The organism is Streptomyces sp. UW30 (assembly GCF_008042075.1).
GTDB lineage: Bacteria > Actinomycetota > Actinomycetes > Streptomycetales > Streptomycetaceae > Streptomyces.
Window position 1 is genome coordinate 728,307 of sequence record NZ_RDBN01000053.1, and the last position, 23,287, is coordinate 751,593.

Genomic DNA, 23,287 nt, shown 5'->3' on the forward strand with positions numbered 1-23,287 from the left:
AGCTCCGGCCACCAGGCGTCGAGGAAGGCGATGAAGCTGTCCTCCGAGGTCACGTCCTCGTCGAAGGAGGAGCGCAGCTCGGCGGCGAGCTCGGGGTCGGTGTGCCGGGAGGCGCCGCCGGACTGCGCCCACAGGGCGTCCAGCAACAGCTTGCGGGCGCGCGGGCGCAGCAGGTTCACGGGCGCCGTGCCGCTCAGCGCGGTGTGGCGGATACGTTCCAGCGCGTCGGCCTCCAGCTCCAGGCGGCGCCCGAAGGCGACCACGCGCAGCCGGCTGGGCGGTCCGGCGGGCGTCGGCGCCTCGGCATCGGCGTCGTCGTCACCGAAGGCGAGCTGCCCCGTGCGATGCGCGCCGACGCCCCCGCCACCCGCGCCCAGCTCCAGCGCGCCCCGCGCCGCCTTCCGCAGCACCTTGAGCATGCGGTACGAGCCCTTGGCGCGGGCCGTGGCCGGGGAGTCGTAGAGGGTGGCCTCGACGCCGTCGACGAGCGAGCCGATCGCCCGGATGGCGACCTGGCCCTCCTCGCCGAGCGAGGGGAGCACGCCCTCGGTGTACGCCACCAGCAGCGGGGTCGGCGAGACGATCAGGATGCCGCCCGCGTACCGGCGCCGGTCCTGGTAGAGCAGGTAGGCGGCGCGGTGCAGGGCGACGGCGGTCTTGCCCGTGCCGGGGCCGCCTTCGACGTACGTCACCGAGGCGGCGGGGGCGCGGATGACCAGGTCCTGCTCGGCCTGGATGGACGCCACGATGTCCCGCATGGTGTGGGTGCGGGCCTGGCCGAGGGCGGCCATCAGGGCGCCGTCGCCGATGACGGGCAGTTCGTGGCCGTCGAGGAAGGCCTTGAGCTCGGGGCGCATCAGGTCGTCCTCGACGCCGAGCACCTTGCGGCCCTTGGAGCGGATGACCCGGCGCCGTACGACCCGCCCGGGGTCGACCGGGGTGGAGCGGTAGAAGGGCGCCGCGGCCGGGGCCCGCCAGTCGATGACCAGCGGGGAGTAGTCCTGGTCGAGCACACCGATGCGGCCGATGTGCAGGGTCTCGGCGATGTCGGCGGTGTTGTCGTCGCGGACCGCGCCCTCGGCGGGCTCGACGGCGGTGTAGGCACCGTCCGGGCCCTTTTTGCCGTCCTTGCCGGACAGCAGGTCGATCCTGCCGAAGAGGAAGTCCTCGAACTCGTTGTTGAGGCGGTTGAGGTGAACGCCCGCCCGGAAGACCTGCGCGTCCCGCTCCGCGAGCGCTCCGGGCGTGCCGACCTGGCCGCGCTTGGCCGCGTCGTTCATGAGGAACTCCGCCTCGTGGATCTTCTCTTCAAGGCGGCGGTACACCTGATCCAGGTGTTCCTGTTCGACACCGATCTCTCGGTCCCGCAGGGTGTCGAGCGCGGATTCCTGTTGAGCCTGAGCGGCCACCCGGGCCCCCTTCTGACGTGCTGGGCAGCCGTCAACCGTACGCGAAGGGGACCCGGAAAAGCTACGTCGACTACACGTCGACCTGGACGAGCTTCTTTCCGTCGAAGGTCATGACCTCGACGTGATCGACGTCGTCGGGGGCCATGGACACGCCACCGCTGACGTAGAGCGGGTTCCTGGCCTGCTCGGTCTCGGCATCCGGGATGCCGTAGCCCCACTTCGGGACGGACCAGGAGGCGGCCGTCTCACGCTCGCCGTCCTTGCTGACGAAGATCATGGAACACTTGAGCGGACCCTTGACGCCCTTGAGCTCAAGGGCCGTCTCGGTGCCCCACAGCTTCTTCGACAGGGCGACGGTCGCACTGGCGCCGGTCGTCGAGTCGGTCCCCGAGACCTTGTTCTCGATGCCCGTGAACAGGTCCTTGGCGGGGTTGGCCGCCTGCACGGTCCGGTTGCCCTCGCCGTCCGCGCCGCCGTCGCCGCCGGTCGCTGCCACGGCCGCGAACGGACCACCGACCATCAGCGCGACCGCCGCGGCGACCATGTAGAAGCTGCGCCGGCGCTTCTGGGCGCGGCGCTCGGCGACCTCGTCCACGAGGTTGTTCACCATGCGCGGGCTGGGCTTGGCCGACAGGGACTCGCCGATCGCGGGCGAGCCGGAACCCGGCAGGTCCGCGAGCGCGGCCAGCATCGGTTCCATCCCGGCGAGTTCGTCCAGTTGCTGGGCGCACCATTCGCAGGTCGCGAGGTGAATCTCGAAAGCGGTTGCCTCGGCGTCGTCGAGAATCCCGAGGGCGTAGGCGCCGACGGTTTCATGCTCGTTCGGGCCCGGCTGTCCCTGCGTGGGGCTCATGGACCCAGACATACCCGAACCGCCCATCCCGAATCCCTGGTTTCCCCCGTAAACACTCATCACGCCGTCACCCCCCGCTCCTCCAGTGCCAGCTTCATCGACCGCAGGGCATAGAAAACCCTTGAGCGAACGGTGCCACTGGGTATGCCCAGCGTCTCGGCCGCCTCATTGACGGTACGTCCCTTGAAGTACGTCTCGACAAGAACCTCCCGGTGGGCGGGGGTCAGGTCGTCGAGTGCGTCCGACAGCGTCATCAGCCACAGCGCCTTGTCGATCTCGTCCTCCGCGGGGATGACCTCCAGCGGCGACGGATCGACCTCCTGCGGCCGGGCCTGCCGGCTGCGGTGGCCGTCGATGACGATGCGCCGGGCGACCGTCACCAGCCAGGGGCGTACCGATCCGGTCGCTCGATTGAGCTGTCCGGCGTTCTTCCAGGCACGGATGAGCGTCTCCTGCACGACGTCCTCTGCTCGTTGCCGGTCACCGGCGACCAGTCGAAGGACATACGCAAGGAGGGGTCCGGCGTGCTCTCTGTACAGCGCACGCATCAGCTCCTCATCAGGTTCCGAGGGCTGGGACATGCGATGTCGGGCCCTCGATCCACGTTCATTGGCCACGACGGAATCCTTGCGCACGCCCACCTCCGATGTCCGGGGGTTCCCCCAGTCGGTCGCTCGACTACCCGTACGGAAGGGTCCCGTTGAGTGTTCAAAGTGAGGCGACACTTTTCTTCGGAGTGACGTGACGAGCTGGACATGGCAGCACATTCCCACCGCGCGATCTTTACATTTCCGTCACATCGGCAAGATCATCTCCACGCTTCCCTACGGTCGCGTAGGTAAACGGCATGTAATCGAAATCACTTCGACAGCCGTTCCACAGAAGCCGCATAACGGGCAGTCAGGCTCGGGTGAGGGCCGCGCGACGACGATGCCGGGCCACCCTTTCGCGGTTCCCACAGACCTCACTGGAGCACCAACGCCTCCTGCGACCCCGTGATGTGTCGAGATAGACGATGGGGCAGTTGTCCCCTTCGCACTCCCTGAGCGCGGCCCGCGCGAGGGGGTCGGTGAGCAGCTCCAGGGCGTCGCGCGCGACGGCCCCGAGCAGTCCGGCGCACTCGGGCGGATGATCCAACTCCCTCACGAGCGTCCCGTCTTCCCCCAGTACGGCACGCGGGGCCGGGGGCGCGGCCCGGGCGACGTCGTTCACGCGGGCGAGAGCGAGGTCGTACGACGGCCAGGGCGCGGGGTTGAGGCCTCCCCCACTCTCGACCTCGCTCGAGCGGGGGGACCCCCACCGCACCAACTGTCCGATACGTCCGCGCACTTCGCGGAAGCCGACGACCCAGGAGGCGTCGGCGTGAGCGAGCGGGGTGCCCGGCGGGACGAGACCGGCGCCGACGATCCAGGCGCGCAACACGTCGAGTGAGTCCAGGTGTTCCTCGGGGTGCGTGGTCGCGAGGAGATCCAGACAGATCCGCCCGGCGTCGAACCGCAGCTCGTACGCGTCCGTGGCCGTACCCAGTGCCATGTGCCTGCCACCGCCTAGGACTGGGGGGAGAGCTAGGGGAACCGTTCCCTCTTACAGTGCCTGCCCCGTCGCGGCGCCGGAACCCCTCGTACCGGCGGTTGGCGCTGGACGACCGCTTATGCGGCTGCGCGTGACGGCCATGTTCTGGGCGTCCGCGAGGCCGTTGACTGAGGGACATGACACGACGAAGCAACGCACTCGCCGGAACCGTACTGGGCGCGGCCATGGTCGCCACGGGCCTGATCGCCGGGGCCTTCTACATCTTCGCCTGCGCGGTGATGCCGGCGCTGGCCCGCAGCGACGACCGGGTGTTCGTCGAGGTGATGCGGGACATCAACGACGTGATCCAGAACCCGGTGTTCCTGCTGGGCTTCCTCGGGGCGCTGGTGCTGACGGGGGTGTCGGCGTGGCAGCTGCGCGGGGAGCCGTACCGGTGGTGGGTGTGGGCGGCGGTGGCGGCGTACGGCCTGGCTTTCCTGGTCACGGTCGCCTTCAACATCCCGCTGAACAACGGCCTTGCGGACACCGGGGCTCCGGCCGCGCTGCGGGAGGAGTTCGAGGATCCGTGGGTGGCGTGGAACGTGGTGCGGGCGGTGCTGTCGACGGTGGCGGTGGGGTGCTTGGGGAGGGCGTTGGTGGGGTACGGGCGCGCTGGGCGCAGGTCGGCATCACTCAGCCCGTCTGGGGGAGTTTGAGGGGACGGCGCCCCCGACACAGGGTGCCCCGCAGAACGCCGGCCTCCCTGCTCACACGTCCGCGTACTTCGTATCGGCCGCCGGGTCCAACGCCAGCCGATAGCCCCGCTTCACCACCGTCTGGATCAGCTTCGGCGCCCCGAGAGCCGTCCGCAGCCGAGCCATCGCCGTCTCCACCGCGTGCTCGTCGCGCCCGGCACCCGGCAGCGCGCGCAACAGCTCCGCGCGGGCCACCACCCAGCCCGGCCGGCGCGACAGGGCCCGCAGCAGGGACATCCCCGCAGGCGGCACGGGTCGCAGCGCGCCGTCCACCAGGACCGCGTGCCCCCGGATCTCCACCCGGTGACCGGCGATCGGCAACGAGCGGGCCCGGCCGGGTAGTTCCTGGCAGAGCAGCTGGACGAGCGGCCCGAGCCGGAAGCGCTCGGGCTGGACCGTGTCGACGCCGAGCGCCTGGAGAGGCAGCGCGGTGACCGGCCCGACACAGGCGGGAACGACGTCGTGGGCGAAGGCGGCGAGCAGTTCGGGCAGCAGTCCCCGCTTCTCCGCCCGGGACAGCAGCGACGCGGCGGCGGGCGCACTGGTGAAGGTGACGGCGTCGAGACCACGGCAGACCGCGGCGTCCAGCAGCCGGTCGACCGGGCCGATCTCCTCCGGCGGCAGCCACCGGTAGACCGGCACCCCGAGCACCTCCGCCCCCGCGACCCTGAGCGACTCCACGAACCCGGGCAGCGGCTCACCGTGCAGCTGTACGGCGATGTGACGTCCCTCGACGCCCTCCTCCAGCAGCCGGTCCAGCACCTCGGCCATGGACTCACTCGACGGCGACCAGTCCTCCGTCAGCCCGGCGGCCCGTACCGCGCCCTTGACCTTGGGCCCGCGCGCGAGCAGCTCCACCTCGCGCAGCCGGGCCAGCAGGTCCTCGCCGAGCCCCCAGCCGTCGGCGGCCTCTATCCAGCCCCGGAAGCCGATCGCGGTCGTGGCGACCACGATGTCCGGCGTCCGCTGGATGATCTCCTTCGTCGCGGCGAGCAGCTCGCTGTCGTCGGCGAGCGGCACGATCCGCAGGGCAGGGGCGTGCAGGACTGCGGCGCCGCGCCGCTGGAGCAACGCTCCGAGCTCGTCGGCGCGGCGTGCGGCGGTCACGCCCACGGTGAACCCCGCGAGGGGCCCGTGGTCGGGTTGCAGCTGTTCGTACATAGGACTCGTCCCGCACTCGAGTTGTCTTGCTTGCCTCAGGTGAGCACACCGTCGGTGTTCCTGACCGCACCGATCGTGGTGACACCTGCATGCCGAGCGAGCCTGTCAACGGTGCGTGACAGGCTCGGTTCGGCTTGATGTCGGCGGTGTTACGTCACACCTCGGCGTAGCTGAGCTGCGATTTTGCCTTCGTGGTTGTTGTGGCGTCGGTCTCGGCTGCGGCCGGGCGGCGAAGGTATACGGCCCAGGTGACCACGAAGCAGAGGCCGTAGAAGGCGAGGAAGGCGACGAACGCGCCGGTGCCGGAGCCGACCGTCAGGAAGGACTGGCGGAAGGCGAGGTTGATGCCGAGGCCGCCGAGCGCGCCCACCGCGCCGATGAGCCCCATGGAGGCGCCGGACAGCCGGCGGCCGTAGACCGCGGCCTCCTCACCGGTGAGCCCCTTGGCGAGGGCCTTGGCGTGGAAGATGCCGGGGATCATCTTGAACGTCGAGCCGTTGCCGAGGCCGCTGAGCACGAACAGCGCGATGAACGCGGTGGTGAACAGCGGCAGCGACTCCCGCATCGAGGCCACGACGACGACGGCGGTCGCGGCGGCCATGCCGACGTAGTTCCACAGCGTGATCTTCGCGCCGCCGTACCGGTCGGCGAGCCAGCCGCCGACGGGACGGATCAGGGAGCCGAGCAGCGGGCCGATGAAGGTGACGTAGGCGGCCTGCAGCGGCGTACGGCCGAACTGCGTCTGAAGGACCAGCCCGAAGGCGAAGGAGTATCCGATGAACGAACCGAAGGTGCCGATGTAGAGGAAGGACATGATCCAGGTGTGGGTGTCCTTCGCGGCGTCCTTGGCGGCGCCGGTGTCGTTCTTCACGGACGAGATGCTGTCCATCTTCAGCCAGGCGAGGGCGGCGGCGATCAGGATGAACGGGATATAGATCCCGAGCAGCAGGCGCGGACCGCCGCTGGCGCCGATGACCGCGAGACCGACGAGCTGGACGACCGGTACGCCGATGTTGCCGCCGCCGGCGTTGAGTCCGAGCGCCCAGCCCTTCTTGCGGAGCGGGAAGAAGGCGTTGATGTTGGTCATGCTGGAGGCGAAGTTGCCGCCGCCGACGCCGGCCAGCATCGCGCACACCAGGAACGTGCCGAAGGACGTCCCCGGCTCCATCACGACGAACGCGGCGACCGTCGGCACGAGCAGCAGGCTCGCCGAGACGACCGTCCACATCCGGCCACCGAAGACGGCGACGGCGAAGGTGTACGGCACCCGGACGATGGCGCCGACCAGCGTGGCCATCGAGACGATGGTGAACTTGTCGGCAGGGGTGAGCCCGTACTCCGGCCCCATGAAGAGCACCATCACCGACCACAGGGTCCAGATCGAGAACCCGATGTGCTCGGAGAGCACGGAGAAGAACAGATTCCGGCGGGCGGTCTTCTCCCCGGTCTCGTTCCAGAAGGTCTCGTCCTCGGGGTCCCAGTGGTCGATCCAGCGGCCTCCCCTGCTCGCGGCGGGGGCTGTACTAGGGGCTGTCATGACGCCTCCACGATCTTCGGGGTTCGGTCGCGCTCTGAGCGGCTGATCCGAAGGTAGGGAGGGCGCGTTTCCTGCCTGTGGCGACGAGTGACCGGAAAGGAACTTTGCTCTCACCGGGTGAGGAGGGGGGATGAGAGGTTTGCTGGCTGTGCCCCTATGTACAGGCCCTGTATAGGGGAGAGCGGGGCGTCAGTGCTGCTGCGGGGGCTGCCAGTGGGGGTTCTGCTGCGGGTACGGTGCCCGACATGGCCGGGCGCCGGCTGATGGCCAGGGAAGCCCGGGGTGGCCTGATGGCCGTAAGGGCCCGGGGCGGGCTGGTTGCCGTAGGGGCCGGTGGCGCCGAACGGATTGCCGTGCCCCGGCAGCTGCCCACCCGGCGGCAGATACCGCACCCGCCCGCTCTCGTCGGTGACCGGCATGAAGCCGGCGGCCTGGAGCCGGGCCGCGAACTTGGCGTTGCGCTTGCGCGTGACGACGAGCCCGATCCCGAGCAGGGCGATGAGCGCGACCCATCCAAGACCGGAGAAGACGATTGCGTCGCCATCCCCACCGGCCTTCGCGACGGCGATCACGAACCCGAGGGTGATACCGCCCGCCGCCCACCACATCTTCTTCTCGGCGTGCTTGCCGGTGAGGTCGAAGTTAATGCGGGCCTTGAGGAGTTCGTGCGCATCGGGCACGAGGGGCGGTACGGAGACCCCGTCACTGGCGTTCGGGTACTGCGCCCAGTTCTGCGCCGCTCGGGCACGGGCCTGGGGCGTGGGGTCGGGCGCGATCAGCATCACGAGCGCGTTGTTCCGCCCGCCGCTCTGCCGGACGTCCACGTACTCGTACCCGAACTGCTGGGCGATGAAGGCAAGCTTGGCGAGCTTCTTCACGGAAGCCATGGGACTGGTGAGCTCGACGGGCTCCCCACTCGCGATCAACCGCAGCATCTTCTGCACCTGCCGCCTGCTCACCAGCACCAGCTCCCCACCGGCCCCAACCCCTCGGGCCGCCCCGTTCACGTCCGCAACCCGGCCAGTGTTCCACGGGGGTCCGACAGCGGGAACGCCGGTCGGCCGAGTTCGTGATCAGCAGAACCAGACGACGAGCCGCACATGCTCCGGCCCATGCAGCCCGGCCAGCGTCCTCATCACGTCCCAGACGGGCGCCCAGTGGCTCCCCGCCCCGGCGACCGCACGTCGACTGAGCGTGCCAGAACGATCGGTCTCGTCCCAGTCGGCGACGGTCAACTCGGCCCAACTGATCCAGGTCGTGCCCCATGAGTGCTCGGCCCCGCCCTCGGCGTGGAACCGCTGCCTCACGCGGTCTGAGACATCGTCCGGCAGGCCGCGCTCCTCGGCCAGCGGCCGGAAGCCGAAGGAGTTGCGCACGCCGAAGAGGCAGGCGAGTGCGTCATACGCGTTGCCGGTGTTGAGGACGAAGAGGTCGATGGCCTCGTGCCATAGCGCGTCCTCGTCCTCCTCCCCCCAGATCCTCGCGCCGGGCCTGCACTCGATCATCCCGCTCACGTCCGTGGACATGCCCGCATTCTGAACAGGCCGGACCGGCCCGTCATTCCTATTTCGCGCGGTGGCTCGCTCGGGACGAGCCCCTTCGTCTGCTCTTCGTGTTCTTCGTGCCGTTCGGCCACAGCCGTGGGCTTCGCTTCGCCGCGATGTCCTCGATCCAGCCGAGCGCCAGGATCGTGAGTCCGATCAGGGGCCAGACCAGGAAGAACATCCAGATCATGTACGTCGAGTCGAGTGCTGCCGTCGCTCGTTCGTCCTGCATGAAGGGGAGTTCGTACAGGCGGTCCAGGATGGGGACCGTGGCCATGATCAGGAGGTTGTGCCAGAGGTAGATCGTGACGGCGCGGTTGTTGGACAGCGTCACCAGCTTGTCCCACTTGGCGAGTCTGCCCGGCAGTTCCTGCCATGAGGGGGAGTACTGGAGCAGGATCACGACGAAGCCGAAGGACCAGGTCGCCTGGGCCAGCGGGATGTCGTTGAGGTCCCAGCCGTCCGGGCCCAGGTGGCCCGAGGCCCACCACAGGCCGAAGGCCATCACGAGGGCCGCGCAGGAGACGGCGACATAGCGCGGGATCTTCGCCAGGAAGCCCTCGTGGTGGGCGAAGCCCAGGACCCAGCAGCTGCCGTAGACGGCGAAGTCGGTGACTGCGTTGCCCGTTTCGCCGGGGATCGAGACAAGTCCCGTGCCCACGACGGCCGTCAGGCCCAGCGGGGCGAGCAGCGTCGGCCACGGCGCCCGGCGGAACGCCCACAGCAGCAGGGGGGACGCCACGACGAACCACAGGTAGGCACGCAGGTACCAGAGCGGACCCGCCGCCTGTACCGCCCATGTGTCCTCCAGCAGGCCCGACTGGGAGCCGATGTGCCAGGGGAACGGCGGTGCGCCGATGGGGATGACGTAGTTGATCATCTCGACGAGGACCCACGAGCCGCCGTGGTCCGGGTCCTTCGTCGGGTTCCAGCCGCCGCCGAACATCAGCGCAAGCGCCACCGCACTGAACGCCCACAGCGGAGGCAGGAGGCGACGGACACGACCCCTGATCACGCCCCACGCGGGACGGTTCAGGGAGCGGGCCATCAGCGAGCCGGCCAGCGCGAACATCACGCCCATGGACGGGAACAGCACCGTCAGCCAGGCCCAGCCGAAGAGGTGGTAGACGACCACGCGGACCAGGGCTATGGAGCGCAGCACGTCCAGGTAGCGGTCCCGGCCCGGCTTCTTGGGCGCGGGCGCGGCCGGTTCGGCGGGAGCAGGGGGTTCAGCCGGGCCGGCGCCCGGTTCCGGCTCCGTCAGGCGCTGCTGCGGGACGGCGGCGTACTGCGCGGTCGGCCACGCGGGCTCCGACGGCCGGGCCCCTGCGCCGGTGTCCGTCGGCTGGTATCCGTGCGTCATCCGACCGGCCTCCGATCACCGTCACGCGTGCCTGCCGTCCGCTGCCGCGGCACGGGTCCGCCGGGCGCCTCCACGACGCCGGTGCGGCGCAGCTTCTGCCAGCGCAGGCGGCCGCCGGTGAGGGCCGTGATCCAGGACTGGAGCAGGACGACGTACATGAGCTGGCGATAGAGGATCTGCTGGAGCGGGAGGGAGATGAGGTGGGTCATGCGTTCCTTGTCCAGGCGGAAGGCGTACGCGGCGCAGACCACCTGGATCGCCAGGACGCCCAGCCAGGCACCGATGGTCTTCTGCGTCGGGCCGAAGATCAGGCCGTAGAGGAGGAAGACGTCGATCAGGGGGGCCAGCAGCGGGGCCAGCACCATGAACAGGGACACCAGCGGCAGGCCGACCCTGCCGAAGCGGCCGGACGGGCCCTTCTCCACGAGTGCCTTGCGGTGCTTCCAGATCGCCTGCATCGTGCCGTACGACCACCGGTAGCGCTGTGACCACAGCTGCTGCACCGACTCCGGGGCCTCGGTCCAGGCCCGGGCGTTCTCGGCGTAGACCACGCGCCAGCCGTCCCGGTGCATCGCCATGGTGATGTCGGTGTCCTCGGCGAGCGTGTCGTCGCTCATGCCGCCGACCCGTTCCAGCGCGGAGCGGCGGAAGGCTCCCACCGCGCCGGGGATCGTCGGCATGCAGCGCAGCATGTCGTACATCCGGCGGTCGAGGTTGAAGCCCATCACGTACTCGATGTGCTGCCAGGCGCCGATCAGCGAGTCCCGGTTGCCCACCTTCGCGTTGCCGGCCACCGCGCCCACGCGCGGGTCGCCGAAGGGCTGCACCAGCTCGCGGACCGTGGCCGGTTCGAAGACGGTGTCGCCGTCCATCATCACGATCAGCTCGTGACGGGCGTTCGCCAAGCCGCGGTTGAGGGCGGCGGGCTTGCCCGCGTTCATCTGGCGCACGACGCGGACGTTGGGCAGGCCCATCGCCTCGACGATCCGTGCCGTGCCGTCGCTCGACCCGTCGTCGATGACGATCACCTCGACCGGGTGCTCGCTGGCCATCAGCGACCGGACGGTGTTCTCGATGCACTTGGCCTCGTTGTACGCCGGGACCAGCACCGACACCGGTTCGGTGACCGGCGGGCCCCAGCGGAAGCCCTTGCGGCGCACCCGGCGTGCGTGGATACCCGACAGCAGCAGCATCAGTACGAACCGGCTGATGACCAGGAAGCCGATCACCGCCAGGCCGACCACCAGCACGCCGGTGATGTTGTCCGACGCCTGGACCAGGAAGATCCAGGCCTTGCCCTTCCACCGGTCGAGGCCGGTGACCTCGGTGTGCGCGCTGGGGGCGCCGAGGGCCTCGGTGAGGTTGTCGAACTCGTAGCCCTCGGCCTTCATGTCCGGCAGGAACCTGTCCAGCGCCTGGACGGTCTGGTGCCGGTCGCCGCCGGAGTCGTGCATCAGGACGATCGCGCCCTTGCCGCCCTTGGGCGTGGCCCGGCGGATGATCTCGTCGACGCCGGGCTTGCGCCAGTCCTCGCTGTCGGTGTTGTTGACGACCGTGATGTAGCCGCGCTTGCCGATGTACTCGGTCACCGGCCAGGACTTGTTGTCCATGGCGTCGGCGAAGGAGGAGTACGGCGGACGGAACAGGGAGGTGCGGATGCCGGCCGCGCCGCTGATCGCCAGCTGGTTCTGGGACAGCTCCCAGTCGATGCGCTTCTTCGACTGGAAGGACAGGTCGGGGTGGTTGAAGGTGTGCAGGCCGACCTCGTGGCCCTCCTCGACCATGCGCCGGACCAGGTCCGGGTGGCGCGAGGCCATGGTGCCGGTGACGAAGAAGACCGCGTGCGCGTCGTGCTTCTTGAGCATGTCCAGGACCTTGGGGGTCCAGGCCGGGTCCGGGCCGTCGTCGAAGGTGAGGACGAGCCGGTGATCCTGCAGGCCGAGGCTCTCGGTGCGGCCGCTGCGGGTGTCGATGACGGGGCCGCCCTTGAGGATCTCCTCGGGCACCTGGTCGGAGGAGGCGGGCGGACGCACGCGATGGTCCGCCAGGATCTCGCTGTGCACATACCCCCGCAGCATCAGCATCGCCATCAACGCGACGAGAACGAGCGAGGGCAGCAGCAGGCGCATGGGCACACGGCGGCGCGGGGAGCCGTCGGGGGCCGGTGTCGCGGGCCGGTGACGGCGGGTGCGGGATGCCATCAGAACGTGTACTCCGGGGACGGGGCGGCGGGCGCGGAGGCGTGGGCGTCGGGCTCCTGCGCGATGGGCGTCGGGTCGCTGGGACCCTCCGCGACCGTGCCGGTTCCGGGATCGTCGGTGGTGGGGGTGTCGGTCGGCTCCTCGGTGGGGCCGCCGCCGTCCGTCGGGCTCGGGTCGGGGTCGCTGGTGGTGGGCTCGGAGGTCGGATCGGGATCCGGCGTGGGGTTCGTGCCCGGGTTGTTGACGGACTTCGAGGCGCTCGGCTTCGGGTCCGCGGAGGTGCCGGGGTTCCCGGCGGTGGCCGAGGCGCCGGGCGCGGTGGCGTCGGCGTCCGGGGACGCGGTCGTACCGGTGCCGGCCGTCGGCGAGGTGCCCGGCGAGACGCTGCCGGTGGCGGAGGGCTGCGGTGCCGACTCCGCGGGCAGCGGCGGGGTGTCGACCTGGCCGGCCGGCTTCTCCTTGGGGTTCTCGACGGGCAGCCACGGCGCGTCGGAGTTGCCGGACAGCAAAGTGGCGACGATGACGACGGCGTAGACCGCGCAGGCGAGGCCCACCGCCATGCCGATCCGGCGGAAACGGCGGCTGCGGCGGCCGGACTCGTCGACGAACACCGGTCCGTCGGAGCCGTCGCCGCCGCGCGGGGCGTCCTTGGCCGCGCGCAGCATGTTGTCCAGGTGGAGGCCGACGCCGTCGAGTTGGACGGTGACCTCGTGCGGGTCGTGGGTGGCGCCGGGGCCGTCGGTCCGCGCGGAACGCTGCGACCGCGCCGGCCGTTCGGACTCCTCCGGCCCGTCGCCCCACGGGTCGCGCACGGCGGGCGCGGGACGCGTCTCGCCGGCCGCAGGGAAGGCGTCGCCGCGGCGGGCCGACGGGCGGTCGAAGGCGGACCAGCCGTCCGCTCCGGCGCCGGCCCGGCCCGCGTCGGTCGCGGTGCCGGCGGTCCGGCGTACGTCCGCCGACCCGGCCGACGGAAGGACCGCGGTCTCGTCGGCGTCGGACGCGGACGGCCCCAAGCCGCCGCGCAGGACCTGTGTTTCGTCGGCGCCCGAAGAGGCACGCCTGCCACCGTGGAGGATGTCCCTCTCCCTTGCTTCGGATCGGGAGCGACGGTGCTGCCCGGGCACGCCTGCTACCTGGGTCTCCCCGGTAGCCGCAAACGCCTGGGTGTCACCTCTCGAACCCCCCACGGAAGAACCGCCGCCGGACCCCGACCCCGATGAGACATCGGGCCACTCCGGTTGGGCGTCTTCTCGCCACTTCTTCACACGCACGCACATCCCCCCACGGGACCGTTCCGGGCGCGCGCACGACACTGAGCACCCGTCGTCGTACCGAGCCCCCACCCGGCCGAGCGCCCCCCGTTACCACAATGTGCTCAGGGCAAGAATGTAGCGCACGCGGAGGTTTCGTGGTTCCCACGTGTCAATTGTGACCATTCATCGTGGTCGCATCGATGGCCGGAATCCATCCATCGGCGGGTGTGCGCAACCACCCCTCCTCGGCCGAGACCTCGGCCGCGGCCCGTCGAAGAGCGTCGAACGCGGGGTGCACCAGCCCCTTCCGCCACACCAGTGACACCGGTGACAGCGGGACGGGATCGACGAGCGGGCGCCGCACTGTCGAGGGCATGGCCGGAAAGTCCACCACGGCGAGTATCGGGTTACGTGTTTTGGCCATGATCCGCTGGAACTCCTCGTCCCCGACGGCGAGCGGCGCGGGCGCGGCGACCTCGATGCCCCGCCCGTCGAACAGCCGGCGCGCGAGGTCGGTCCACTCCGGCGTACGGGGATTTCCGGCGCCCGCGTACACGACCTCGCCGGCCAGCGCGGCCAACGGCACCTGTGGCATTTCGGCCAGCGGGTGGTCCTCGGGCAGCAGGATCGCCATCGGCTCGAAACGGACGGGCTGGTGGTCGAGGCCCGCCCGCAGCGCCGGGTCCAGGCCCGCGTACCGCCCGAAGGACGCGTCCAGCCGACCCGCCACCATCTCGGCCGCCGCGCCCGTCAGGCCGCTCTCGTAGCGGGCCATGAGTTCCTGTTCGGGGGCGAGCGCGCGGGCCCGGTGCAGCACCCTGCGAGGGGTGGCCAGGCCCGGTGAGTTCAGGTCCACCAGCAGGGGGCGGGCCTGGCCGAAGGCGGCGAGCAGGTCGTCCTGTGCCTGGAGGGCGCGGCGGGCGTACGGCACCAGCCGCTCACCGTCGGCGCTCAGCGTGACCTGCCGGGTCGTCCGCACGAACAGCTCGGTGCCCAACTCCCGCTCCAGCCGCCGTACGTCCCGGCTCAGCGCCTGCTGGGCGACGTACAGACGCGCCGCGGCGCGCGTGAAGTGCAGTTCCTCCGCCACGGCGAGGAAGGCGCGCAGCAGGCGGGGGTCGAGATGAGCGGGCATGCCGGGAACTTACAACCCAGGTGCGTGAATGCCCACCCAGCAGGTGTTGGACCCCTTGATCGATCTCCGGCGACGGTGGATCCATGCCGCAACAGCGCTCGCCCCGACACCCCGACACAAGAGCCCCTCTGCTCACGGTCACCGCCGACACCCTCGTCGCCGTCGACTTCGGCCCCCGCACCAGGCGCCGCCCGCCCGGCCCGTACGGCCGCCTCTTCGCCCTCCCCGGCACCCGGGCCTTCACCCTCGCGAACCTCATCGCCCGCCTCCCCATGGGCATGTTCAGCGTGAGCGCGGTCGTGATGATCGCCGGGACGAGGGGGTCGTACGCCCTCGCCGGCGCCGTCACCGCGACCGGCCTCGCGGCGACCGCGCTGGTCGCCCCGTGGATCGCGCGGCTCGTCGACCGCCGCGGCCAGGCGCGGGTGGCCGTACCGGCCACGCTGTGCGCAGCGCTGGGGAGCCTCGCGCTGCTGCTGTGCGTGCGGTACGACGCCCCCGCCTGGACCCTCTTCGCCGCCTACGCCGCCACCGCGACCACCCCCAACACCGGCGGGATGTCCCGCGCCCGCTGGGCCCATCTGCTCAAGGGCGACCCCGACTCCCTGCACACCGCGAACTCCTTCGAACAGGCCGCCGACGAGCTGTGCTTCATGCTGGGCCCGGTGCTCGCGGCCCTCCTGTGCGGGGCGCTCTTCCCGGAGGCGGGGACGCTGGTCGGGGTGGTGCTCCTCGTGACGGGCGTCCTGGCTTTCGCGGCCCAGCGCTCGACCGAGCCGCCGCCCTCGGGCCGTACCGTCACCCGGGCCACGGCGGCCTCGACGTCCCCCTTCCGCTCCCCCGGCATGCCCCCGCTCCTGGCCGTCTGCCTCGCCCTGGGCGCCGTGTTCGGCTCGACGGAGGTCGTCACCATCGCGTTCGCGGACGCACAGGGCCAGCGCACGGCGGCGGGTGTCGTGCTCGCCCTCCAGGCGGCCGGGTCCTGCGCGGCGGGCCTGCTGTACGGCCGGCTCCGGTTCGCCGGTCCCGCCGAGGACCGCTACCCGTGGTGCGTGGCCGCGATGACCGCGCTGCTGACGCTCCCCCTGCTCGCCGCGTCCCTCGCCGGCTCGCTCCCCCTGCTGTCCGCCGCACTGCTGATCGCCGGCATGGCCACGGCGCCGACCATGATCACCAACATGACGCTGGTCCAGCGCCGCACTCCGGACGGCCGCCTCAACGAGGGCATGACCCTCGCGGTGACAGCCCTGCTCGGCGGCATCGCGTGCGGCAGCGCGGCCGGAGGATGGGTGGTGGAACACCTCGCGCCGACGGCCGGCTACGGCGTACCGGTCACGGCGGCGGCGGTGGCCCTGCTCGTCGCCCTGGCGATGCCGGGAACCCGGAACACGGCCTGAGACCCGCCCGCGCCGCACTCAGGAACGCGCTGTCACCCGCACCCGCGCGGGCCCCTTGGCCATCAGCGTGATCCCCGCCCCCAGCGGCACCTCGCCCTCCTGCGCGTCCGCCAGCTCGAACTCCCGCAGCAGCACCGCCAGCCCCAGCACCGACTCCAGCATCGACAGATGCTGACCGATGCAGGCCCGCGGACCGCCCCCGAAGGGGAACCAGGCATAGCGCGGGCGTCCCGCCTCGGCCTCCGGCGTGAAGCGGGCGGGGTCGAAGCGCTCGGGGTCCGGCCAGTGGTCGGGGTGACGCTGGGTGACCCACGGGCTGACCAGAATGTCGGCGCCCGCGGGTATGCGTATGCCCTCGATCTCCGCGTCGGCGACCGAGCGGCGGCCGACCACGGGCGCGGACGGATACAGCCGCATGGCCTCCTTCAGCACCATGGTCAGATACGGCAGCTCCTCCATGTCCGCGGCCGTGGGCGGCCGACCGCCGGGGCCGCCGAGCACCCGGTCCACCTCCTCGCGCACCCGTCCCTGCTCCTCGGGATGCCGGGCGAGGAGGTGCAGGGCGAAAGCGAGTGCGGTGGCGGTGGTCTCGTGGCCGGCGAGAAGGAAGATCAGTACCTGCTCGCGCAGTTCGTCGGCGTCCAGGCTGCCGTCCTCGGCGTTCTCGGCGTGCACGAGGAGGGTCACCAGGTCGTCCCCGTCCTCCCGGTCCCGGCGGCTGGCGATGATCGCGTCGCACAGCGCGAACAGCTCCGACTGGAGGCGTACGGCCCGGCGGTTGGCGGGGGTGGGCCAGGTGCGGGGCGCCTTGAAGGGGGAGAAGCCCCGCTTCAGGGAGTACTCCTGGAGCGGGGGCATGGTGCGCTCGATGGTCTCGAACGCCTGCTTCACATCCGTGCCGAACAGGATCCGGCCGACGATGTGGAGCGCGAGGCGGTGCATCTCACCGACCAGTTCGACTCTCCCGCCGGGTGCCGCGCGCCAGGCGTCGGCCAGCGCGGCCGCCTCCTCGGCGACCTGCTGCCCGTATCCGTTGACCCGGCGCCGGGTGAACAGCGGCTGCACCAGCCGCCGTTGGCGAAGGTAGGTGTCGTCCTGGCTGGTGAGCAGGCCGTTGCCGACCGACAGGCGCAGTTCCTCGTAGAAGACGTTGTCCTTGCGGAAGTTGGCCGCCTGGGTCGCCAGTACCTGCTGGGCGCCCTCGGGTGAGAACACCGCGTAGATGTCGGAGCGCAGCCCGGGCGGGCCGGCCCGGAACCGCACGACGTCACCGTGGTCGCGGCGGGCCCGCAGATATGCGGCGAGGGGGTCGTTCAGCAGGTCGCTCATCGAGCCCAGCAAGGGACTCCCCGTCACGATCGGCGCCTGGGCGGCCGTCGTCGTCATCGCCATGGTTCCCCATTCCCTCGCCGTCCCACGGACTCACCCCGAGGTCGCACCCACCTTCGCCCGCCGAAGTGGCCGAGGGTCGGTGATCAGCAGACGTCCGGCTTGCGCCAGGCGCACTCGACGTCGGTGTTCGCGCCGCCGCCCCGGATCGACGCCGAACCGGCGGTCTCGGCGGTCGACTTGGCCAGCGTAACCACGATGGCGTCCTCCAGCGGCTTCACGGACGAGGCCAGGTAGTTGTTGAGGACGATGCCGTAGACGAGTTCACGTCCGTCGGCGTCCGTGACGTACCCGGACAGGGCCGAGGCGCCCGTCAACGACCCTGTCTTCGCACGGGCGTTGAGCGCGGCGGCCGTGCCGCACATCCGCGAGCGCAGCGTGCCCCCGACGAACCGGTCCGGGGCGCAGGCGACGGGCAGGGAGCGGTACCAGTCGGCGTACCAGGGCTCCGAGCGCACCGCGAGGAGGAGCTCGACGAGCTGCCCGGCCGCGAAGTTGTCCATCCGCGAGAGCCCGGAGCCGTCGACCTGCCGCAGCTTGCCGATATCGACGCCGACGCCCTTGAGGTAGCCGCCGATCGCCGCGAGTCCGGCCTCCCAGCTCCCCTCCCCCGAGACCTTGACGCCCATGGCCTTGGTGAGGATCTCGGCGTGCATGTTGTTGGAGAGCTTCATGAACGGGATGAGCAGGTCCTTCAGCGGCATGGAGTCGTGCGAGGCCAGCCGCCGTGCCGCCGCGGGCGTCCGCAGCCCCGTCCGGGTGGGCCCGGCGACCTTGACGCCGTGCTCGGCGAGCGCGTCCCGGAAGACGGCGGCGGCGTATCCGGTGGGGTCCCACACGGTCGCCCATTCCGTGGCACCGGCGCCGCCGACGGGTGTCGTGCCGCTGACGACGACGGTGTTCGTGCCGTGCTCCCGCTCGACGGTGAGGTCGTTCGCCCCGCCGGCGGCGACCGTGGTGGCGTCCACCTCGATGTCGACGTAGTCGGTGTCGGGCGTGACGGTGACGACGGGTGCGGCGCCCGCCGAGGCGCCCGGCCGCACCGTCACGATCACGGTGCCGGTGTCGTAGTCGGTGTCCGGCGCCACGCTGAGGGCGCTGATCTGGGCGGAGTAGTAGGAGGACTCGTCGTCGGCGGCCCAGGAACGGCCCAGGCGGTGCTCGTCGAACCGGGTGTCGTCGGCGACGAGCCGCCCGTCGACCCGGGTGATGCCGGCGGCCGCGATCCGCTGGGCGAGCGCGTCGTAGTCGCCGGCGAGCAGGGTGGGGTCCCCGGTGCCGCGCAGATACAGATCGCCCTTGAGCCGGGAGCCGGACTGCCGCCCGGTGGCCAGTACGTCCGTGCCGAACCGGTGGTCGGGGCCGAGGATCTCCATCGCGGCGGCGGAGGTAGCGAGCTTGGTGTTGGAGGCGGGCATGAGCCGGGTGGAGGGCAGGTGCTGGTAGAGGAGCTCACCGCTGCCGGCGTCGGCGACCACGACGCCCGCCACGCCGCCCTCCATCCGCGGGTCGCCCAGGATGGTGTCGATGGCCTCCGGCAGGCCGGTCCGGTCGGAGTCCGCACCGGCCTGCGCGCCGGGGCCCAGGACAGCGGCGACGAGCGCCACGGCGGCGGGCCAGATCCACAGTCTGCTACGGGAGTTGGGGCATCTCCCGGAATCTCTCACGGGTCTGCTCATGCCTCAGGAGCATCCCGGAGAACCGCCCGCGGCGACAGAGCGCCTCGGCTCAGCCCAGCCCCCAGGCCCGACCCATCCGATACGCCGCGCACAGATTCACGTCGAGGACGTACGCCCCGGCGCTCCCGCACTGCTCGCTCCCGGTGCCCGGATCGACGGGCTGCCCGTGCCCCATCCCGGTGATGCTGTACGTCTCGACGACCGCTCGCCCGGCCGTATCCCGGAAGACCTGGTGCGGATACCCGGCGACGGTGTCGCTGACGTCGGCGCTCTGGTCGGCGCCGTGCACATCGGTCCACTGCCGCATCAGGTCGGTCATGTTGACGGGCTTCACGGTGTAGTCGGCCGTGCCCTGGAAGGCGACGAGCGTGGGCCAGGGGCCGCCGTGGCCGGGCCGGGCGGCGCGCACCCGGTCCCCCCACTGCTTCGGGGTCTGCGTGGCGCCGACGTACATGCACACATACGGCGACCCTGCCGCCTGCGCACACCCGTACGGCAGCCCGGCCACGATCCCGCCGGACGCGAACTTCTCCGGGTACGCCGCCATCATCACGGCGGTCATCCCGCCCCCGGCGGAGAGCCCCGTGACGTACACGCGGGACGCGTCACCGGCGGTGTCGGCGATCTGCCGGTCGAGCATCTGGGCGACGGAAGCGGCCTCGCCCTGGCCGCGCGCGATGTCGCCGCTCTGGAACCAGTTGAAGCAGGACGAGGCGTTGTTGGCGCTCTGCTGCTGCGGCAGCACGACCGAGAAGCCCCAGCGGTCGGCGAGCTGGAGCCATCCGCTGCCGGTGCCGTAGCCGGCGGCGTTCTGCCTGCAGCCGTGCAGCGCGACGACCACGGGCCGGCCGGCGGGCAGCCCGTCGGGGACGTAGCGGAACATCCGCAGGGCACCGGGGTTGGTCCCGAACCCGGTCACCTCCTGGAGCGAGGCGGCAGCGGCTCGGCCAGGGGTGAGGAACGCGGCGATCAGGGCGACCAGGAGGGTCGCGAGGACGCAGACACGGACGGGGATACGACTGCTTGCGGCTCTGGTGGGTGTCATGCCGAGGGACCGTAGAAGCGTGAACCACCCGCCGATATGGGCTGGGACACCACAACAGCCGCCTCCGCCATGGTGGTTGGGGGTTCATCGAGCGAGGAAGCTCCTCACACGGAACTGCCGCACGAGCGTCCCCGGATCCCGCGCCACCTGCCACAGGCCGAGGGCGAGCAGCAGCACGCTGCTGACGAAGCAGATCCAGAACACGAACTGCGCGCCCGTCGCGAGGTCATGCGTGCCGCCGTCCTCGTAAAGGCAGTACGCCTGCGGGGGAAACGCCTTGGAGACGCCGACGCCGCCGTAGTACATGGAGCACGGGTCCTCGCCGGGGTCCTTGAGGGCGTCGTCCGCCGTGACGACCAGCAGCCACGCCAGCGCGGCCGCCGGAACCGTGCCGAAGACGGTCATCTTCGTCCAGGTCGGCAGGCGGGGGTGGCCGAGGAGCCCGACCAGCGCGGCCAGTACGACCACGAACACCGCGGCGACGACCACGGCGGCCGCCGTCCGTGCGAACACCTCGTCCAGGAGCCACACCACCCCGGCCACCGGCGGCGCGGTGAGCACAAGGACCTTGATCCCCGGCGCGATACGGAGCTGCGCCAGCAAGTACAGCGCCACCGCGCAGGCGAGGAGGACGAGGATCGCGCTCACGGACGCGGGACGGGGGCGGTGGCGGTGGGGTCCCGGTAGGTGTCGTCCTTCTTCCACGGCCCGACGCCGAGCTTCCCCGTCGTCCCGAGGTCGAGTTCCGGCACCACCGTCACGGGGTCGGCTCCGGGCTTCGCCCACACGCGGACATAGGGCACGTTCACCGGATCGCCGGCCTGGGTCGTGTTGCGCCAGGCCAGCCCGGCGCGGGCGGCCTCACCCGGACGCAGCACGACGGGTTGCGGGCTGCCGCCCCCGCCGGTGGCGGTGCTGATCCGGTCGGTCCCGTCAAGGATCCGTACGCCGTCCACGGTGTCGTGTTCCTCGTCGTGGAGTTCGAGCTTCGGGTAGCCGTCGACCCGGTAGGGCTCGCTGCCGCAGTTGACCAGGTGCAGGCCGACCACGCGCAGCCCCATGGCCGCGTCCCCCTCGTCGGCGTAGAGGCGCACCCCGGACGCGGGGCACGGCCCGGAGGCGGACGAGGCCTCGTCGGCGGGAACGCCGCGCACCTTGACCACCTGCGCACCCGTCACCTCGGGTGCCGTCATCGCTGTCTGCGCCATGACGGCGGTCCCCTTGACGGTCCGCCCCGGCCCGACCCTCTCGACGGTCTTCTCGACGTTGTCGACCGCGCCCCCGGTCGGCGAGAGGAACCCGATGGTCACCGTGTAAGTGACCGTCTCCGTCTCCCGGTTGGTGACCTCGAAGTCCGCGCTGTAGTCGACGCTCCCACAGCCGCTCTCCGGCCCCCAGGCGAACAGCCGGGTGATCTTCACGCCGCCCTCGACGCCCTCGGAGGAAGAGGGCAAGGGCAGCGCGGTCGGCGTACCGGAGGCGGTGACGGACGGCTCGACGGGAGGCGCGCTTTCGTACCGCTGGTAATCCGACGGACACAGCGTCTCGGCCCGCACCCGTCCGTCGCCGTCGCCCGGTGAGGCGCTCTGGGAACCACACGCGGCGAGCAGCAGAACACCGGCCAGGACGGCGGGAGCGGTGCGGGAGGCGGTAGGCATGCGCCCACCTCACCAACGCCGGACGCCACAGGCTGTGGCGGAACCCACACCTCCGGTCACAGGGGTGTCACAGATCACTCTGGACGAACCCATCGACCTGGGAGACGAGGTACTCGCCGTAGCCGAACCGCTCCCCAAGCGCCTTGTAGCGGGCGTACCGCTCCTGCGTGAGTGGCATCCACAGCGCGACCAGCACCCGCAGGAACAGACGGAAGCCGAGGTCGGGATCCACCCGGGAAACGACCTGTTCCAGCGCCCGCGCCGCGGCGGCGCCCGGCACGCCCTGCCCGTGGGGCTGTACGGTCCTGGACTCCATCTCCAGCGCGAGGTCGCCCAGTTCACGCAGCACCTCGTCCGTCAGGTCCGCGCGCACCGGTGCCGGTTCGGGGCGGTAGGCCGGCATGGTCTCCCGCAGCCGCTCCCGGCAGACCTCGGCGATCCGCTCCAGCCATTGCCGTACGTCGATGCCGAAACGGTCGGGCCAGTACCCGCAGTCGCCGGCGGCCAGCCACAGGGTGGTGAGCGTGTCCGTGGACAGGGGCGAGGCGTGCAGTCTCGTCACGTCCGCCAGGAGAACGGCGGCCGCACTGCCCGGCGTCTGCCGGACGTCGTCGGCGGCGGCCGACCGGCGCAGGACCTCGTCGGCAGTGCCGTCGTGCCAGTGCGCGAACCGCGCGGCGAGCTCCGAGAGACCGAAGTCCCAGTCGCTGTCGCGCCGGGCCGGATCGAGGGGCGGCCAGTCGACCTCCAGGTCGTCATGGACGACCCCGTAGTGGTACTCGAAGGGCTCGCCGAGCTCCAGGAACCGGTCGTAGCGCGCCTTGTCGACCCGTACGGAACACGCCTTCAGGATCCGCAGCAACAGCCGGAACCCGAGATCCGCACCGGCCTCGACGACGGCCCGCCGCAGCGCCGGGACGACGCCGGGCAGCGGCACCGCCCGCACCAGGTCGGCCTCGACGGCCGCGATCTCGGCGAGTACGGCATCCCGGATCTCCTCCTCCACCAGCACGGGCCGAGGGGGTTCGAAGGACATGGTGCTCCGGTACTTCGCGAAACTCTTCGGGCGCTTCGGCGCCCGCGGCGGATACGCCTGCGACCATCCCCGCAGCCAGGAACGCACGCTCAGGCCCTGACCGGCCGGATCGAACCGTCCCCGGTCGGCGGCCAGCCACAGGCCCCGGATCACCTCGTCCGGCAGGGCTGACTCCAGCAGGCTCCTGGCGTCCTCGCCGACCTGCTCGTCCCCCTCGGCCGGCGGCAGGTGCCCGTCCCCCGGCCTCCCGGCGAGCCCGCTGAGCCCGAAGTCCCCGTCGTACATCACGTAGTACGGCTCGTCCGGCCGCGTCATAGTTCCCCGTCCTGCGCGCTCTCGGCATGACAAAGGCCCCGCTGC

Annotated in this window: 20 protein-coding genes; 2 read left to right on the forward strand and 18 right to left on the reverse strand. The window is 71.2% G+C overall.

Features of this window, described 5'->3' with window-relative positions; all coding sequences use genetic code 11:
• From EAO75_RS37560 to EAO75_RS37575, 4 genes are all read right to left on the reverse strand, one after another.
• On the reverse strand, nucleotides 1–1,409 hold a 1,409-nt coding region (locus EAO75_RS37560), incomplete at its 3' end, for a HelD family protein (protein ID WP_410092639.1).
• 70 nt (nucleotides 1,410–1,479) lie between these two features.
• Nucleotides 1,480–2,262 (reverse strand): anti-sigma factor family protein, encoded by a 783-nt coding sequence (locus EAO75_RS37565; RefSeq protein ID WP_261989584.1) that lies wholly within the window; start codon nucleotides 2,260–2,262, stop codon nucleotides 1,480–1,482.
• Between the two features lie 59 nt (nucleotides 2,263–2,321).
• Nucleotides 2,322–2,843: a sigma-70 family RNA polymerase sigma factor gene (locus EAO75_RS37570; RefSeq protein WP_010039908.1), complete on the reverse strand. Its 522-nt coding sequence runs from the start codon at nucleotides 2,841–2,843 to the stop codon at nucleotides 2,322–2,324.
• A gap of 319 nt (nucleotides 2,844–3,162) precedes the next feature.
• Nucleotides 3,163–3,795 (reverse strand): CGNR zinc finger domain-containing protein, encoded by a 633-nt coding sequence (locus tag EAO75_RS37575; RefSeq protein ID WP_147999584.1) that lies wholly within the window; start codon nucleotides 3,793–3,795, stop codon nucleotides 3,163–3,165.
• A 176-nt stretch (nucleotides 3,796–3,971) separates the two neighbouring features.
• Between EAO75_RS37575 and EAO75_RS37580 the strand changes: the two genes are divergently transcribed.
• Entirely contained in the window at nucleotides 3,972–4,490 is a 519-nt protein-coding gene (locus tag EAO75_RS37580; protein ID WP_147999585.1) for a DUF1772 domain-containing protein, read from the forward strand.
• 51 nt (nucleotides 4,491–4,541) lie between these two features.
• On the opposite strand, the gene EAO75_RS37585 is transcribed toward EAO75_RS37580, so the two are convergent.
• From EAO75_RS37585 to EAO75_RS37620, 8 genes are all read right to left on the reverse strand, one after another.
• Nucleotides 4,542–5,690, reverse strand: coding sequence for a uroporphyrinogen-III synthase (locus tag EAO75_RS37585; RefSeq protein ID WP_147999586.1), 1,149 nt, complete (start codon nucleotides 5,688–5,690; stop codon nucleotides 4,542–4,544).
• A gap of 154 nt (nucleotides 5,691–5,844) precedes the next feature.
• Nucleotides 5,845–7,227, reverse strand: coding sequence for a nitrate/nitrite transporter (locus EAO75_RS37590; RefSeq protein WP_147999587.1), 1,383 nt, complete (start codon nucleotides 7,225–7,227; stop codon nucleotides 5,845–5,847).
• A gap of 110 nt (nucleotides 7,228–7,337) precedes the next feature.
• Nucleotides 7,338–8,186: a hypothetical protein gene (locus tag EAO75_RS37595; protein WP_261989585.1), complete on the reverse strand. Its 849-nt coding sequence runs from the start codon at nucleotides 8,184–8,186 to the stop codon at nucleotides 7,338–7,340.
• A gap of 114 nt (nucleotides 8,187–8,300) precedes the next feature.
• The gene (locus tag EAO75_RS37600; protein ID WP_147999588.1) at nucleotides 8,301–8,753 is read right to left on the reverse strand and encodes a hypothetical protein; all 453 of its coding nucleotides are present in this window, start codon (nucleotides 8,751–8,753) and stop codon (nucleotides 8,301–8,303) included.
• A gap of 37 nt (nucleotides 8,754–8,790) precedes the next feature.
• Nucleotides 8,791–10,134 carry an acyltransferase family protein gene (locus tag EAO75_RS37605; RefSeq protein ID WP_147999589.1) on the reverse strand — a complete coding sequence of 448 codons (1,344 nt, stop codon included), beginning with the start codon at nucleotides 10,132–10,134 and terminating at the stop codon, nucleotides 8,791–8,793.
• Nucleotides 10,131–12,335 (reverse strand): glycosyltransferase, encoded by a 2,205-nt coding sequence (locus EAO75_RS37610; RefSeq protein ID WP_147999590.1) that lies wholly within the window; start codon nucleotides 12,333–12,335, stop codon nucleotides 10,131–10,133. Before EAO75_RS37610 ends, EAO75_RS37605 begins: the two co-directional genes overlap by 4 nt.
• The gene (locus EAO75_RS37615; protein ID WP_187284745.1) at nucleotides 12,335–13,348 is read right to left on the reverse strand and encodes a hypothetical protein; all 1,014 of its coding nucleotides are present in this window, start codon (nucleotides 13,346–13,348) and stop codon (nucleotides 12,335–12,337) included. The genes EAO75_RS37610 and EAO75_RS37615 overlap by 1 nt, the downstream gene beginning before the upstream one ends.
• A gap of 409 nt (nucleotides 13,349–13,757) precedes the next feature.
• Nucleotides 13,758–14,723, reverse strand: a complete 966-nt coding sequence (locus EAO75_RS37620) for a LysR family transcriptional regulator (protein WP_147999592.1) — start codon at nucleotides 14,721–14,723, stop codon at nucleotides 13,758–13,760.
• A gap of 83 nt (nucleotides 14,724–14,806) precedes the next feature.
• Between EAO75_RS37620 and EAO75_RS37625 the strand changes: the two genes are divergently transcribed.
• Nucleotides 14,807–16,120 carry an MFS transporter gene (locus EAO75_RS37625; protein ID WP_147999593.1) on the forward strand — a complete coding sequence of 438 codons (1,314 nt, stop codon included), beginning with the start codon at nucleotides 14,807–14,809 and terminating at the stop codon, nucleotides 16,118–16,120.
• A gap of 18 nt (nucleotides 16,121–16,138) precedes the next feature.
• On the opposite strand, the gene EAO75_RS37630 is transcribed toward EAO75_RS37625, so the two are convergent.
• The 6 genes from EAO75_RS37630 to EAO75_RS37655 form a co-directional block, all read right to left on the reverse strand.
• On the reverse strand, nucleotides 16,139–17,512 hold the full coding sequence (locus EAO75_RS37630) for a cytochrome P450 (RefSeq protein WP_147999594.1): 1,374 nt from the start codon (nucleotides 17,510–17,512) through the stop codon (nucleotides 16,139–16,141).
• An 83-nt stretch (nucleotides 17,513–17,595) separates the two neighbouring features.
• On the reverse strand, nucleotides 17,596–19,188 hold the full coding sequence (gene dacB, locus EAO75_RS37635; protein WP_147999595.1) for a D-alanyl-D-alanine carboxypeptidase/D-alanyl-D-alanine-endopeptidase: 1,593 nt from the start codon (nucleotides 19,186–19,188) through the stop codon (nucleotides 17,596–17,598).
• A gap of 49 nt (nucleotides 19,189–19,237) precedes the next feature.
• The gene (locus EAO75_RS37640; RefSeq protein WP_147999596.1) at nucleotides 19,238–20,233 is read right to left on the reverse strand and encodes an alpha/beta hydrolase family esterase; all 996 of its coding nucleotides are present in this window, start codon (nucleotides 20,231–20,233) and stop codon (nucleotides 19,238–19,240) included.
• Between the two features lie 84 nt (nucleotides 20,234–20,317).
• The gene (locus EAO75_RS37645; RefSeq protein ID WP_147999597.1) at nucleotides 20,318–20,881 is read right to left on the reverse strand and encodes a hypothetical protein; all 564 of its coding nucleotides are present in this window, start codon (nucleotides 20,879–20,881) and stop codon (nucleotides 20,318–20,320) included.
• Nucleotides 20,878–21,891, reverse strand: coding sequence for a DUF4232 domain-containing protein (locus tag EAO75_RS37650; RefSeq protein ID WP_147999598.1), 1,014 nt, complete (start codon nucleotides 21,889–21,891; stop codon nucleotides 20,878–20,880). The genes EAO75_RS37645 and EAO75_RS37650 overlap by 4 nt, the downstream gene beginning before the upstream one ends.
• Nucleotides 21,892–21,958: 67 nt before the next feature.
• Nucleotides 21,959–23,242: a hypothetical protein gene (locus EAO75_RS37655; RefSeq protein WP_147999599.1), complete on the reverse strand. Its 1,284-nt coding sequence runs from the start codon at nucleotides 23,240–23,242 to the stop codon at nucleotides 21,959–21,961.
• Nucleotides 23,243–23,287 lie beyond the last annotated feature (45 nt).

Excerpts from the sequence above, each read along its gene's own strand:
- EAO75_RS37590 (WP_147999587.1), bottom strand. The coding sequence starts at position 7,227 with ATGACAGCCCCTAGTACAGCCCCCGCCGCGAGCAGGGGAGGCCGCTGG.
- EAO75_RS37600 (WP_147999588.1), bottom strand. The coding sequence starts at position 8,753 with ATGTCCACGGACGTGAGCGGGATGATCGAGTGCAGGCCCGGCGCGAGG.
- dacB (WP_147999595.1), bottom strand. The coding sequence starts at position 19,188 with ATGAGCAGACCCGTGAGAGATTCCGGGAGATGCCCCAACTCCCGTAGC.
- EAO75_RS37610 (WP_147999590.1), bottom strand. The coding sequence starts at position 12,335 with ATGGCATCCCGCACCCGCCGTCACCGGCCCGCGACACCGGCCCCCGAC.
- EAO75_RS37575 (WP_147999584.1), bottom strand. The coding sequence starts at position 3,795 with ATGGCACTGGGTACGGCCACGGACGCGTACGAGCTGCGGTTCGACGCC.
- EAO75_RS37630 (WP_147999594.1), bottom strand. The coding sequence starts at position 17,512 with ATGGCGATGACGACGACGGCCGCCCAGGCGCCGATCGTGACGGGGAGT.
- EAO75_RS37620 (WP_147999592.1), bottom strand. The coding sequence starts at position 14,723 with ATGCCCGCTCATCTCGACCCCCGCCTGCTGCGCGCCTTCCTCGCCGTG.
- EAO75_RS37650 (WP_147999598.1), bottom strand. The coding sequence starts at position 21,891 with ATGCCTACCGCCTCCCGCACCGCTCCCGCCGTCCTGGCCGGTGTTCTG.
- EAO75_RS37570 (WP_010039908.1), bottom strand. The coding sequence starts at position 2,843 with ATGTCCCAGCCCTCGGAACCTGATGAGGAGCTGATGCGTGCGCTGTAC.
- EAO75_RS37655 (WP_147999599.1), bottom strand. The coding sequence starts at position 23,242 with ATGACGCGGCCGGACGAGCCGTACTACGTGATGTACGACGGGGACTTC.
- EAO75_RS37580 (WP_147999585.1), top strand. The coding sequence starts at position 3,972 with ATGACACGACGAAGCAACGCACTCGCCGGAACCGTACTGGGCGCGGCC.
- EAO75_RS37605 (WP_147999589.1), bottom strand. The coding sequence starts at position 10,134 with ATGACGCACGGATACCAGCCGACGGACACCGGCGCAGGGGCCCGGCCG.
- EAO75_RS37585 (WP_147999586.1), bottom strand. The coding sequence starts at position 5,690 with ATGTACGAACAGCTGCAACCCGACCACGGGCCCCTCGCGGGGTTCACC.
- EAO75_RS37625 (WP_147999593.1), top strand. The coding sequence starts at position 14,807 with ATGCCGCAACAGCGCTCGCCCCGACACCCCGACACAAGAGCCCCTCTG.
- EAO75_RS37640 (WP_147999596.1), bottom strand. The coding sequence starts at position 20,233 with ATGACACCCACCAGAGCCGCAAGCAGTCGTATCCCCGTCCGTGTCTGC.
- EAO75_RS37565 (WP_261989584.1), bottom strand. The coding sequence starts at position 2,262 with ATGAGCCCCACGCAGGGACAGCCGGGCCCGAACGAGCATGAAACCGTC.